Consider the following 12678-nt stretch of genomic DNA (forward strand, 5'->3'; position numbering starts at 1 on the left):
TACCGTGCCCGCATGCAGACGAACACTCCGTCACGGAACTCGATCCGACTGACGCGCCGCGGCCGTTTCGCCCTGGCGACGCTCGGGGCCGTCGTGGCCGGCACCGCCGTGGCGGTGCCGCTGCTGATCATGGCCGACGAGGAGGAGCCCCGTCCCGACGCCCTCGTCGTCCCCGCGGGATGGCGGGCGAGCCAGGTCTACGCCGCCATCGACAAGACCCTCGACCTGCCCGCGGGCACCACCAAGAAGTCCCTCGCCAAGGCAGGCCTCAAGCTGCCGAACGAGGCCGAGGGCAACCCCGAGGGCTACCTCTTCCCGGACACGTATCCGCTCCCGGAGAACGCCACCCCGCAGAAGCTGCTGGCCCGCATGGTCGACACGGCCAACAAGAAGTTCAACGGCGCTCCCGTCGCCGCCGGCGCGCAGCGCAACGCGATGAACGTCTACCAGGCGGTCACCGTTGCCAGCATCGTCCAGGCCGAGGCGGCCACCAAGGCCGACATGGGCAAGGTGGCCCGGGTGATCTTCAACCGCCTCGAGCGCGGCATGCCGCTGCAGATGGGCTCCACGGTCGACTACGCCCTCAACCGCAGCAAGGCGCGCACCGCCCCCGCCGACACCGAGGCCGACAGCCCGTACAACTCCTACCGGCGCATGGGGCTGCCGCCGACCCCCATCGACAACCCCGGAGAGGACGCGGTGCGCGCCGCGATCAATCCCACTCCGGGTGACTGGCTGTACTTCGTCACGGTCCGGCAGGGGGAGACGCGCTTCACCGCGGACCTCGCGGAGCACCAGCGCAACGTGGCGGAGGCGGAGGCCGAACGGAAGAAGGCGACGGAGAGGTCCGCGGAGCCGTCCTCGACATGACCGCAGGTCAGGCCGCGGCGGGCTCCTCGGCCAGCAGCCGCCTGATGTCCCGCACGGCGGCCCGTCCGGCCCGGTTGGCGCCGATCGTGCTCGCCGAGGGGCCGTAGCCGACCAGGTGGATCCGCGGGTCGGCGACCGCCCGGGTACCCTCCACGCGGATCCCGCCGCCCGGCTCCCGCAGCCGCAGCGGCGCGAGATGGTCGATCACGGGACGGAAGCCGGTCGCCCAAAGGATCACGTCCGCGGCGACCCGGCGCCCGCCGTCCCACACCACGCCCTCGGGCGCGATGCGGTCGAACATCGGCAGGCGGTCGAGCACTCCCTCCTCGAGCCCTCGCCGGATCGCGTCGTTCAGCGGCAGCCCCGTCACGGAGACCACGCTGCGCGGGGGCAGCCCCTGCCGCACCCGCTCCTCGACGAGGGCGACGGCCTCACGGCCGGCGTTCTCGTCGAACGGCTCCTCCCGCCAGACGGGGGGCCGGCGGGTCACCCAGGTGGTGGCCGCCGCGTACGGGGCGATCTCCAGCAGATGCTGCGTGCCGGACGCGCCACCGCCCACCACGACCACCCGCAGCCCGGCGAACGCCTCGGGCCCCGGGTACTGCGCGGTGTGCAACTGCCGTCCTCGGAACGTCTCCTGGCCGGGGTAGCGGGGCCAGAACGGCCGGTCCCAGGTGCCGGTCGCGTTGATCAGCGCGCGGGTCGCCCAGGTGCCGTGCGAGGTCTCCACCAGCAGCCGCCCGCCGGGCCCCTCCCGCACCGCGTGCACGTCCACCGGACGGCGCACCCGCAGGTCGAACGTCCTCTCGTAGCGGTCGAAGTACGCGCCGATCACCTCGGAGGAGGGCCGCAGCGGATCGGCGTCCGTCAGCTCCATCCCGGGCAGCGCGTGCATTCCGTGCACCTTGCCGTACGTCAGCGAGGGCCAGCGGAACTGCCAGGCGCCGCCGGGGGCGGGGGCGTGGTCCAGGACGACGAAGTCGCGGTCCGGCTCGAAGCCGGTCCGCCGCAGGTGATAGGCGCTCGACAGTCCGGCCTGCCCGGCGCCCACGACGACCACCTCGACCTCGCGCACATCGTTCACGTCTGCACCAACACCCCGGGTGCGGTGGATCTTCCCGGACGCGCAGCGCCGGGACGCACGGCCGGGGCGCCGAGTGCGTCAGGATGGGCGCATGTCCGACGCCTTCACCACCCGAGTCCTGACCTTCACCACCGGCTCCACCGAGCGGGTCGTCGACATCACCGGCGACTGCGAGGCCTTCCTGCGGGAGGCGGCGGCCGGCCGGGACGGCCTGCTCAACGTCTTCGTGCCGCACGCCACGGCCGGCATCGCCGTCATCGAGACCGGCGCCGGCAGCGACGACGACCTGCTGTCCGCGCTGCACACCGTGCTCCCCGCCGACGACCGCTGGCAGCACCGCCACGGCAGCCCCGGCCACGGCCGCGACCACGTCCTCCCCGCCTTCGTCCCGCCCCACGCGACGCTCCCCGTGATCAACGGCCGTCTGGAACTGGGCACCTGGCAGTCGGTCTGCCTGGTCGACACCAACCGAGACAACCCCGACCGCAAGGTCCGGCTCAGCTTCCTCGGCTGACCACTGCGCCCGGCACAGGTGACGCGTACCCGCCGGCCGAGCAGGCGGTCAGCGGGGGCGGCCGACACGTGCCGGTCACCCGTCCGACCCGCATGGCGCGGACGCCGCGGCCGGGGGGGGGGGGGGGGGGGGGGGGGGGGGCGGCCCCCCCCGCGGCGCCCGGCGCGGGCGGGGGCGCCCCCCCGGGGAGGCGAGGGGGCGACCGCCCGGCCGGGGGGGGGGCCCCCCCCCGGGCCCCCCCCCCCCCCCCCCCCGGGGGGCGCGGGGGGGGGGGGGGGGCCCCCCCCCCCCCCGGGCCCCCCCCCCCACGGCCGCGGCGTCCGGCTCGTGCGCCCGGTCACCCGGTGGACTTCGCGAAGTCCACCGCGGCTAGTGGATCCGGGCGCGGTCCCCGGTGACGGTCGAGGACACCTGGGTTCCGTCCGGGGCGGTGCCGACGACGGTCACCTGCGGGGCGAAGCCCTGGTCGAGGTCGGCCTGGGTGACGGTGCGCCTGGCGCCCTTGCACACGTACTCGGCGCCGGGAGCCAGCGTCGCCCTCGCGCATGCGGTGAGGTTGGTCAGGTTCCCGCTCAACTGGACGTCGCTCAGCGTGGTGTTGCCGACGTTGGACACGCGGGTCCAGTACACCATCGTGTCACCGACGGGACCGGTCGCTCCCGCTGCCTGGAGGTTGTCCAGGACGGGCAGGGACGAGATCGCGGGCGCCGCGGGGGCGCCGGCCGCCGCGGTGACGTTGAAGGTCCCGGTTCCGTAGGAGCGCGCGTCCCGGACCGAGTACACGCCCTTGGCCTGCCGGAGGCCGACAGCGGTCAGGGGGACATCGACCGTCACCTTCATGGTGGCGCCCTGCCCCGGATTGAGGGCGGGCACCGTCGCCGCCGTGGCGTCCCAGCCCTCGGGGAGGTCGAGATCGACACTGCCCGCGGGCAGGGGGCGGTCGTTCTGGTTGACCACCCGGACGTCGAACACGGCCTTCTCGCCCGCCCTCACGGTCGCGGGCGCCGTGACCGTGACGGGGGCGCAGACCCCGCCGAGCCACTTCAGGTCGAAGGAGGAGTAGGACATGTGCTGGTAGCCCTGACGCTCCCAGAGCATGCCGACGCGGGGGTTGGAACCGGTGCCGTCGGACAGCGGGGTGAGCGTGGAGTACGCGGACGCGCCCGTGTTGAGGACCTTGCGGATGGGCCAGGTCCTGCCGTCGTCGCAGGACATCTTCACGGTGAGGTTGCGCCGGATGCCGGTGTCCTCGGTGTTGCTGAACAGCAGCCACTTCGACCTGGGGTGGCTGGCGGGCACGTCCGGCGCGAAGCGCGTGACCGATCCGTTGTTCGCCGGGTCGGGGAGCGCCGTGTCCCTCTGGTAGGGGGTGTAGGTGACGCCGCCGTCGGTGGAGTAGGCGATCGTGCGGTACGGCGCGGAGCGGTTGTTGAGCATGATCCGGCCGTCGGACAGTTCGACGACCTTGTTCTCGTCCCCGCCCCCGGCCGTGGGTGTACCGGCCTTCCAGGTCTCGCCGTGGTCGTCGCTGTAGACGCTGACCGCGCGGTTGGCGCCGTCGGCCCGGACCGCGTACTGCTGGATCAGCCTTCCCTTGTGGGGGCCGTGCCGCAGCTGGATCCCCTCACCGGAGGCGGCGAACATGCCGGCCCAGGCCGGGTTCTTGATCTGCGCGGTGATGCGCCGGTGCTTCCAGGTCAGGCCGTCGTCGTCGGAGTAGCTGTAGTCGGCCTGCCGGACGTTGGGGTTGGTCTCGTCGTTACCGGTCTCCGAGCCGGCGAAGCCCCGGTTCACCGTGGACGAGTAGAAGAGGAAGATCCGGCCCGTGTCACGGTCGACGAGAAGACTGGGGTCTCCGTTGCCGTTGGGTGCGGGCTCGCTCCGGACGGTCTGCTGCGTCTGCCAGGTGGCGCCGCCGTCCGTGCTGCGCCGGACCACCACGGAGATGTTGCTGGGCAGATCGGCCATCGAAGGACGTGCGTCGTAGGCGGCGATGAGCGTGCCTTTGACGGTCCTCGTCAGTGCCGGGATGCGGTAGACGGGAGATCCGTCGTTACGGGTCGCCAGATCCTGGGTGACCAGGCCGTCGGCGGCCGCCTGTCTCTCGACGGCCGGCGCGGCAGGAGCGGCGGGGGCGCCGTGCGCGGTGTGGGCGGCGGCCGGCGTGGCGGTGATGGTGAAGGACAGCAGGAGAGGGACGATTCTTCGCTGCATGTGATCCCTTTCGGGGACGGAGGCCTGGTGCTGCGCGCGTCAGCCGGGAGAGCCTCATCTGTGGTTCAGAAACCAGACCGCTAAGACAGCAGACGTCTGATGTTCGGAGGAATGGGAGGACAGTAGGTCGACCTGTGGCCGTCGTCAAGGGAACGTCCGTGTCCCGGTGAGCCGGGCATGCTGCCGCACGCCGGAACGACGAGGACGCCGGTCGCCGTTCAAGGCAGTCGAGCCGAAAGCCCTGCGTGGGAAGGGGTTTTGAGGAGCGCGCCGGGCAGCCGGACGCATGTGCCGGATGCCCGACACGCCGGCCGGGCAACCGGACTCCTGCGCTGGATGCCCGCTACGGTGGCCGCGGCGTCCTGTTCCGAGGAGGAGCGCCGCGGTCGCCGTCGTCCGGTCCGGCCCGGGCCGGGTCAGCCGAACGACCAGCGCCGGTCGGCCGCCCCGGTGTCCGCCTGCTGGACCAGCGGGGCGCCGTCGCCGGTGCCACCCGCGGCCAGCACGAGTCCGCTCTTCTTCGACTTCACGGCGAAGCCGCCGCCCGGATGGGCGGTGACGGACCAGCGCTGGTTCTCCCCGCCGGTGCAGGTCCACTGGACGATCTCGGCGCCGGCCGTCGACGCCCCTCCGCGCAGGTCGAGGCACAAGCCGTTCTTCACGTTCCTGATCGTGTGGCTGCCGTCGGGTGCGGAGACCGCCGTGAAGGTCTGGTTGCCGCCGCCGTGCGGCGCCCAGGTGACCAGCGGGGTGCCGGGCGTCGCACTCGAGGCGGGCACGTCGACGGCCTTGCCGGATCCCGCGTTCAGCATCGAGAACGTACTGCCGGGCCCCGGGACGGAAGCGGGTGTCAGGAGCGTGAGTTCGGCGGCACCCGCGTGCGTGAGGCCGTTCCCGGCGGAGAGCGCGACGAGCCTCACGTAGCGGGCCTGGGCCGGCGCGAAGGTTGTCTCCTTCTCCGTCACGTCGTCCGCGAAGGTGCCCCGGGCCACCGTCTGCCAGGAGGCGCCGTCGGAACTGACGTCGAGGGTCCAGCCGCTGATGCGCCCGTTGGCCGCGCCGTCCTGCCGGGGCAGGTAGCGGAAGCCGGCGAGCCGCCGCTGTGCGCCCAGGTCCAGGGTGACGTGGTGCGGCAGCGGCGTCGTGGCGGGGGTGTAGGCGGTGTGCCAGGCCGTGTACGGGTTGTCGTCGACGACATTGGCGGCACGTCCGTTCTCGGCGGAGGTCTCCTGACTGTCGGCGGTGACGGTGATGCCCGCCTTGGGCAGGGCCGTGAGGTGACCGGCGGGGGAGCCCGGCGGGCCTCCTACGGCGTCCACCCGGGCCAGGAACTCCCACACGGAGGAGGACCGCGGTGAGCCCCAGGCGCGTTCGGCCAGCACCTGCAGGGGCCTGCGCGCGAAGTGGTCGAAGAAGGCGGTGCTCTTCGTCTCAGCCTTGTCGGCCCAGCGGGCCACCTTGTAGCCGAGGACGCGTCCGCCTCCCTGCTCGGGGGTGGGGAAGGCGTAGTTCTCGTACACCTCGCCGATGTCGACGTAACCGTACTGGCCGGGCCTCTGCCCGAGCCCGGGGCTCACGTACAGCACGGCTTCCGGAGCGGCGACCACGGTGTAGCCCTTGGAGACCAGCGGCGTCGGGTCACGGTCGATGTAGTCGTCGAAGACGATCGTCCTGTCGGGCTGGATCGACGACTTCTGCCCGTACTGGTCCCACCACTCCCACGCCTGTGTGGTCTTGCCGTGCGAACGGACCTGGTCGTTCAGAGTGTTCAGGAAGTCGACGAAGACGTCTCCCGCGTAGGTGAAGCCGCGGGCCTTCTGGTGGGCGACCAGCTCCGGGCAGGCTTCCTTGCGGTTGTCCAGACCGATCTCGTCACCGCCCACGTGGAAGTACTCGCCGTCGAACAGGGGGATGACGGCCTCCAGGAGGTCGTGCACGAAGGTACGGGTGTGTTCCTTGGTGATGTCCAGGGTCCAGCCGCCGTTCTCCCCGCCGGGCCATGTGCCGTAGTCCATAGAGGCGCAGGCGAAGCGCAGCGACGGGTCGTAGGAGGTGATGGCGGTGGCGTGTCCGGGCAGGTCGATCTCAGGGACGATGTCGACGTGGTACTTGCGGGCGTAGTCCTGCAGTTCCCGGAGCTGGGCGGGGGTGTAGGCGTCGTCCGAGGCGAGGCCGGGGAAATCGTCGAGCTGGATGCGGAAGCCGTTCCAGTCGGTGAGATGCAGATGGAACGTGGTCAGTTTCCGCCAGGCCATCTCGCGTATCTGCGCCTTGAGTTCGTCCAGGGGGAAGAACTTGCGCCCGAGGTCGAGCATCTGTGCTCGCTGCTCGACGGCGGGCCAGTCCCGGGCGCTGCCACGAGGTACCGACCTGCGGTGCTCGTCGAGCTTGAGGGCCTGCTCGACGGTCTGGGTGGCGTAGAACACCCCGGTTTCACCGGCGGCCGTCACGGCCAGCACCTCGCCGATGTCCAACGCGTAGCCCTGGACGCCGAGTTCGGGATCTTCCGGGCCGATGCGCAGGCTGATGTCACCGGGACGGGGGGAGCCTCCGGTGACGACGGGGAGGGTCTGTCCGGTGACGATCGCGAGATCGGCGGCGAACGTACGGGCGGTGTCGGCGAGTGAGGAGCCCTCGACGACGATCCGCGAGGTGGGTTTCAGACGGAACGTGCCCTCGCCGCCCTGCCACTCGCGCAGGGCGGGGTGGACGGCGGGGGCGGCGTTGCCGGCGGCGGAGGCGGGGCTCGCGGCCCCCAGGTGCAGGAGTCCCGCGGTCAGCAGGACGGCCATCAGGAGAGGAAGAACGGATTGTCTCGTGCGCATGACCACCTCAGTCAGGGCTGGGTCGATCGACAGGACATGGGACGCCTTGCGTGTCGGAAGGACTGGGTGTGGTGCGGGCCTTCTGTTCCTCGGGTTCGCTTCAGCGGCGAGGCCCTTGGGGCGCCCGGCTTTCCGGCCTGCCGCCCGAGGGCCTCACTCGTCGTGCTCCGCGGTGTCGCGTGATCAGGTGCGGCTCGGTGCCCCCCCCGGCTGCCCGATCCCGGTCCCGTCCCGTCGCGCTAGGGAATGGTCAGGGAGCAGACGCGGCTCCCGGGGTCGAAGATGCGCAAGTCCTTGATCATCTTGTGGGCCAGGAACAGGTGTCCGCGCTGGTCGGGGTGGAGCCCGTCCGCCAGGAGCCGGGTGGGCGCGCTGCCGCCGTTGGACGCCAGCCAGTGGGTGTGGTGATCGATGAGGACGACACCTTCCGCCTGCGCGACCTCCCGCATGGTCTCGGCGTAGTCGCCGAGTGCCGTGCGGTTGCTCCACCGGGTCAGGTCGACGGCGTTGGGCGTCTGCAGGATCGGTATGACTCCGCCGGGCAGGGCCCGGACGGCGTCGACCAGCCTGACGAGGTTCGCCCGGTAGACCGCCCGGCTGATGGCCGCGGTCGCGACGTCGTTGGTGCCCAGCATGATCGACACGACACGCGGTGTGAACGCCGTCACCCGCTGGGAGAACACGGCCACGAGGTCGTTGGTCGTGCTGCCGCTGACACCCGTGTCGACCACGAAGTCGCTGTTCTTGGTCTTGCCCAGCTCCCAGCGGACGCGCTCCTGGAAGTGTTCGGCGTAGCTGCGCCAGCCGTACGTGTACAGAGCGCCGTGCGTGATGCTGTCCCCGGTGATCACCCAGTTGGCCGGAGTGTCGGAGTTGAGGATCGTGGAGATGGTGCCGAAGTCCGCGACGTCCACGCGGACGCTCTCCGCCTGCAACTCGGCCTGGGTCAGCACCCGGTCGTAGACGGAGACCCGGCGGATGCCGCCGGTGTAGAACCATTCGCCGCCGGGGCTGGTGCTGTCGACGTTGCGTCCCACGTTGACCGAGGCCATGCCGGAGACGGCGGAGAAGAACGCGGTGTTCGCCAGGGTCAGCACGGGGCGTCCGTCGGCGTGGAAGGTGGTGCCGCCGGCGGACACCGTCACGGCGAAGGTGTGCCATTCGCCGTCGTCGTACATCGTGCGGGTGAGGCGGTTCACCTTGACGGAGGCCTTGTCACGGACGACGAACTGCAAGGCGCCGCCCGCCAGTCCGAAGAAGACCTCACTGGAGGGGTCCGCCGGGTTCGAGGCGCTGAGCAGGGTCATCGCCAGATTGCGGCTGGTCGTCCTGCATGTGGCGAGGATGGTCCCGGAGGTCAGTCCTCTGACGGCGCCCACCTGCGCGGAGAGGTCTGTGTACGACCTGCCGTCGTAGGTCTTCTCGATCCGGTGGTCCAGCACCGGTCCGACCGTCTGCGCGGCGAACGCCCGCCCCGTGGGGATGGTGATCGCGGCGGCCAGGGAGCCGGCGGCGGCCAGCATTGCTCGTCTTCGCATCTCTGCCCTTCGTGTTGATCGGCCCGTGCGGGCCGCTTCGATCGACTCCGGGGTGGGCCTCGTACGGATGGCCGAGGACGTGACGGGTCCTCTCCCGGCCAGGCCTGGTGGTCGGCTGGACTGCGGGCCGAAAGCCCGCGTCCGGATCGCGGTGGAGGCGGACGGCTGCCGGATGAGCGTGGTGATGCCGCAGACGGCGTGGACGGCAGCCGAGTCGTCCGTGTTGCTTCTGACGCACACCGGCCCGGACAGGCGCACAGCCCTGACAGCAGACGTCTGATGTCTTGACCACTGGACGGTAGGAGACGGCGAGAGGCGTCGTCAAGAGGCAGGGACGCCACAACTCCGGTCCTGCCACAGCGATTTCACAAGGTGAGGCAGGCCAACCGGGACGAGGTGCAGCGAGGTTCGTTTCGCGTCGGTCGTGGTGTTCCTGTTGCCGCGTGCCCCGTCCCGCATGTGCCCGTCGTCCCGCATGTGCCCGTCGTCCCGCATGTGGCCGCCGTCCCGCATGTTGCCGCCGTCGTCGGCGGGTCAGGGGCGGGTCAGGGGCGGGTCAGGGGCGGGTCAGGGGCGGATCGGGGGTGAGGCCGGGGCGGACGCCACCGGGCTGTGACACGAGGCCGACAAGGCTGCGCCGCCCAGGCCACACTTCTGGACTCGCATGTCGCCGACGAGATCGGACCGTTCCCAACCGGGCGGCAACCCCGACCGTCCGGTCCCGCCGGGCTTCTCGGCCGGCCGATCTCAGGCCAGGGACCGCACCACGGTGACCGGACACTCGGCGTGGTGCAGCAGCGCCTGGCTGACCGAGCCGAGCAGCATCCCGGCCACCCCGCCGTGGCCGCGTGCCCCGGCCACCACCAGCTGCGCCTCGTGTGTCGCCTCCAGGAGCGCCTGGCGGACGCGGCCCCGTTCGAGTCGCGGCTGCACCATGACGTCCGGGTGGGCGGCCATCCAGGGCTTCATCGCGTCCCCCAGCAGGCGCCGGTGACGCGCTTCGAGCTGGTCGAGGTCCACCACCACGCTCAGCGGGTCGCCCGGTTCCTCGTACGGCGTGGGCTCGCTCCAGAGGTTCCAGACGTGCATCGCCGTCAGCGGCGCCCCGCGCAGTGCGGCCTCCGTGAACGCGAAGGACGCGGCGGCGTTCCCGGCGGGCGAGCCGTCCGTGGCCAGCAGGATGGGCCCTTGCGGGTCGGGCCGCCCGCGCAGAACCATCAGAGGGCCGTGCCCGTGCGCCGCCAGTTGCATGGTCGTAGAGCCCAGCAGCAGATCACCGAAGCGGCTCCGGCCGCGCCGCCCCAGCACGGTCAGCACCGCGTGCCGCGACTCGGTCCGCAGCACCGTCAGGGCGTCGCCGGCCACCACGGTGCGCGTGATCTCCAGTCCGGGGACACGCTCGTTGATCCGCTGCTCCGTCTCGGCCAGCACCCCGTGGATCATCGGATCCAGGTCGGAGGGCCGGGCGAAGGCGTGCACGATCCGCAACCGGGCCCCGCGCAGCCTCGCCTCCTCGGCCGCCACGTCGGCTGCGGCGAGGCTGGAGGAGGAGCCGTCCACTCCGACGATCACCGTGTCGTCCACCACACACTCCCGTCCCCGGAGGGTGTCACCGAGTACCCACACGGGCGGTCCACTACGCACCGCAATCCCATGCTTTGTCTGGTGTGCCCCGTTGACCTGCGACGACACGACGGCCTCGAAGATCCTTGCGGCGGCTCCGGAACCTGTCCATCCGTGGCAACACCCATGTTCCGGCCGAATGGCGGGATGGCACCATTACGGCAGTGGGGGTTGCCACCCGGTGCCGAGCGCCGGTTCGTTCAGCCCGCACGCCGGACGACATGAGAAGAAACGGGAAGGGGACGGGCTGTGCCTGCTCCACGGATGAGCGCGACACCGCTGCCGGGCATCGGTGTGAAATACGACCTCACCACGCGTGAGCACGAGCACCTGTCCGTCATCGCGCACCGCGACGGCGCCCGGACGGTGAACGTCTACCGCTCCGACGACCCCGACGCCTGCGCCCGCTCGCTGCGGCTCAGCATCGCCGAGTCGGCCGCGCTCATCGACGCGCTGATGCCGGCCCACCACAGCCCCAACCTGCTGCACACCACCGACCTGGGGCTGGTCGCCGAGCGCATCGAACTGTCCTCGGTCTCCCACTGGAACGGCCGTCTCCTGGGCGAGACCCGGATACGCACCGACACGGGCGCGTCCATCGTGGCCGTCCTCCGCCGCGCGGAGGCGATCCCGTCGCCCGCCCCGGACTTCCGCCTCGCCGGCGGAGACACCCTGATCGTCATCGGCACCCGCGAGGGCATCGACGCCGCCGCCGAGATTCTCGGGCGGGAGTGAGCGCGTGCACTCTTCCGCGATCTTCCTCATCGAGTTCGGCGCGATCATCCTCGGCCTCGGCCTGCTCGGCCGACTCGCCGGACGCCTCCAGTTCTCGCCCATCCCCCTCTACCTGCTGGCCGGCCTCGCGTTCGGCGAGGGCGGTCTGCTGCCACTCGGCGCCAGTGAGGAGTTCGTCGCGATCGGCGCCGAGATCGGCGTCATCCTGCTGCTCCTCATGCTCGGCCTCGAGTACACGGCCAGCGACCTCGTCTCCAACCTCAAGACGCAGTACCCGGCCGGTCTCGTCGACATGACGCTGAACGCCCTGCCCGGCGCCGCCCTCGCCCTGCTCATGGGCTGGGGCCCGGTCGCCGCCGTGGTGCTCGCGGGCGTCACCTGGATCTCCTCCTCCGGCGTCATCGCCAAGGTCCTGGGCGACCTCGGCCGGCTCGGCAACAGAGAGACCCCGGTCATCCTCAGCATCCTCGTGCTCGAGGACCTGGCGATGGCCGTCTACCTGCCGATCATCACCGCCCTGCTGGCCGGCGTCAGCCTCGCCACGGGCAGCGTCACCCTCGCCATCGCCCTCGGCGTCGCCGGCCTCGTGCTCTTCGTCGCCGTCCGCTACGGCCGCGTGATCTCCCGCTTCGTCTCCAGCGACGACCCGGAGAAGCTGCTGCTCGTCGTCCTCGGCCTGACCCTGCTGGTCGCCGGCATCGCCCAGCAGCTCCAGGTCTCGGCGGCCGTCGGCGCGTTCCTTGTCGGCATCGCCCTGTCCGGCGAGGTCGCGGAGGGCGCGCACAACCTGCTCGCCCCGCTGCGCGACCTGTTCGCCGCGGTGTTCTTCGTCTTCTTCGGCCTGCACACCGACCCGCAGTCCATCCCGCCGGTCATCCTCCCGGCGCTGGGCCTGGCCGTCGTGACCGCCCTGACGAAGATCGCCACCGGCTGGTGGGCGGCCCGCCGGGCCGGCATCTCCGCCAAGGGCCGCTGGCGCGCGGGCGGCACCCTGGTGGCGCGCGGCGAGTTCTCCATCGTCATCGCCGGACTCGCCGTCACCGCCGGCATCGAGCCCCAGCTCGGCCCGCTGGCCACCGCGTACGTCCTGGTCCTGGTGATCATCGGGCCGCTCACCGCCCGCTACACCGAGCCGATCGCTATGCGTCTGGCCGGACGCGGCACGCCGCCGGCCGACACCGTGCCGGCCCAGCGCGGCACGCCCGTCGCGGAGTCGCTGGAGCCGATGGAGGACAGCGGCCGCGACCGCTGACCCCGCCGACCGTACGTAGGGCC

8 protein-coding genes and 1 pseudogene are annotated in these 12678 nt (G+C 71.7%); 4 read left to right on the forward strand and 5 right to left on the reverse strand.

Annotated features, from left to right (window positions below):
- The first annotated feature begins 12 nt into the window (after positions 1–12).
- On the forward strand, positions 13–870 hold the full coding sequence (gene mltG, locus ACF1AG_RS19545; protein WP_387797118.1) for an endolytic transglycosylase MltG: 858 nt from the start codon (positions 13–15) through the stop codon (positions 868–870).
- Positions 871–877: 7 nt separating this feature from the next.
- On the opposite strand, the gene ACF1AG_RS19550 is transcribed toward mltG, so the two are convergent.
- Complete coding sequence (locus tag ACF1AG_RS19550; RefSeq protein ID WP_391810097.1) at positions 878–1954, reverse strand: NAD(P)-binding domain-containing protein; 1077 nt, start codon at positions 1952–1954, stop codon at positions 878–880.
- 91 nt (positions 1955–2045) lie between these two features.
- Here ACF1AG_RS19550 and ACF1AG_RS19555 point away from each other — a divergent pair, with 91 nt between their 5' ends.
- Entirely contained in the window at positions 2046–2468 is a 423-nt protein-coding gene (locus ACF1AG_RS19555) for a secondary thiamine-phosphate synthase enzyme YjbQ (protein ID WP_359604191.1), read from the forward strand.
- Positions 2469–3197: 729 nt separating this feature from the next.
- Here ACF1AG_RS19555 and ACF1AG_RS19560 read toward each other — a convergent pair.
- The 4 genes and pseudogenes from ACF1AG_RS19560 to ACF1AG_RS19575 all read right to left on the reverse strand — a co-directional run.
- Positions 3198–4682, reverse strand: a pseudogene (locus ACF1AG_RS19560) (exo-alpha-sialidase); the annotation flags it as partial.
- Between the two features lie 416 nt (positions 4683–5098).
- Positions 5099–7507: a family 20 glycosylhydrolase gene (locus ACF1AG_RS19565; RefSeq protein WP_387797115.1), complete on the reverse strand. Its 2409-nt coding sequence runs from the start codon at positions 7505–7507 to the stop codon at positions 5099–5101.
- A gap of 239 nt (positions 7508–7746) precedes the next feature.
- Positions 7747–9045, reverse strand: a complete 1299-nt coding sequence (locus ACF1AG_RS19570; RefSeq protein WP_387797113.1) for a GDSL-type esterase/lipase family protein — start codon at positions 9043–9045, stop codon at positions 7747–7749.
- Between the two features lie 747 nt (positions 9046–9792).
- Positions 9793–10629, reverse strand: coding sequence for a universal stress protein (locus ACF1AG_RS19575; protein WP_359601603.1), 837 nt, complete (start codon positions 10627–10629; stop codon positions 9793–9795).
- Between the two features lie 303 nt (positions 10630–10932).
- On the opposite strand from ACF1AG_RS19575, the gene ACF1AG_RS19580 reads away from it, so the two are divergent.
- Positions 10933–11403 carry a TrkA C-terminal domain-containing protein gene (locus tag ACF1AG_RS19580; RefSeq protein ID WP_359601604.1) on the forward strand — a complete coding sequence of 157 codons (471 nt, stop codon included), beginning with the start codon at positions 10933–10935 and terminating at the stop codon, positions 11401–11403.
- 4 nt (positions 11404–11407) lie between these two features.
- Positions 11408–12655, forward strand: a complete 1248-nt coding sequence (locus ACF1AG_RS19585; protein WP_359601605.1) for a cation:proton antiporter — start codon at positions 11408–11410, stop codon at positions 12653–12655.
- Positions 12656–12678: the final 23 nt, after the last annotated feature.

The sequence above is a fragment of the Streptomyces sp. NPDC014764 genome, assembly GCF_043082785.1.
Classification (GTDB): domain Bacteria; phylum Actinomycetota; class Actinomycetes; order Streptomycetales; family Streptomycetaceae; genus Streptomyces; species Streptomyces althioticus.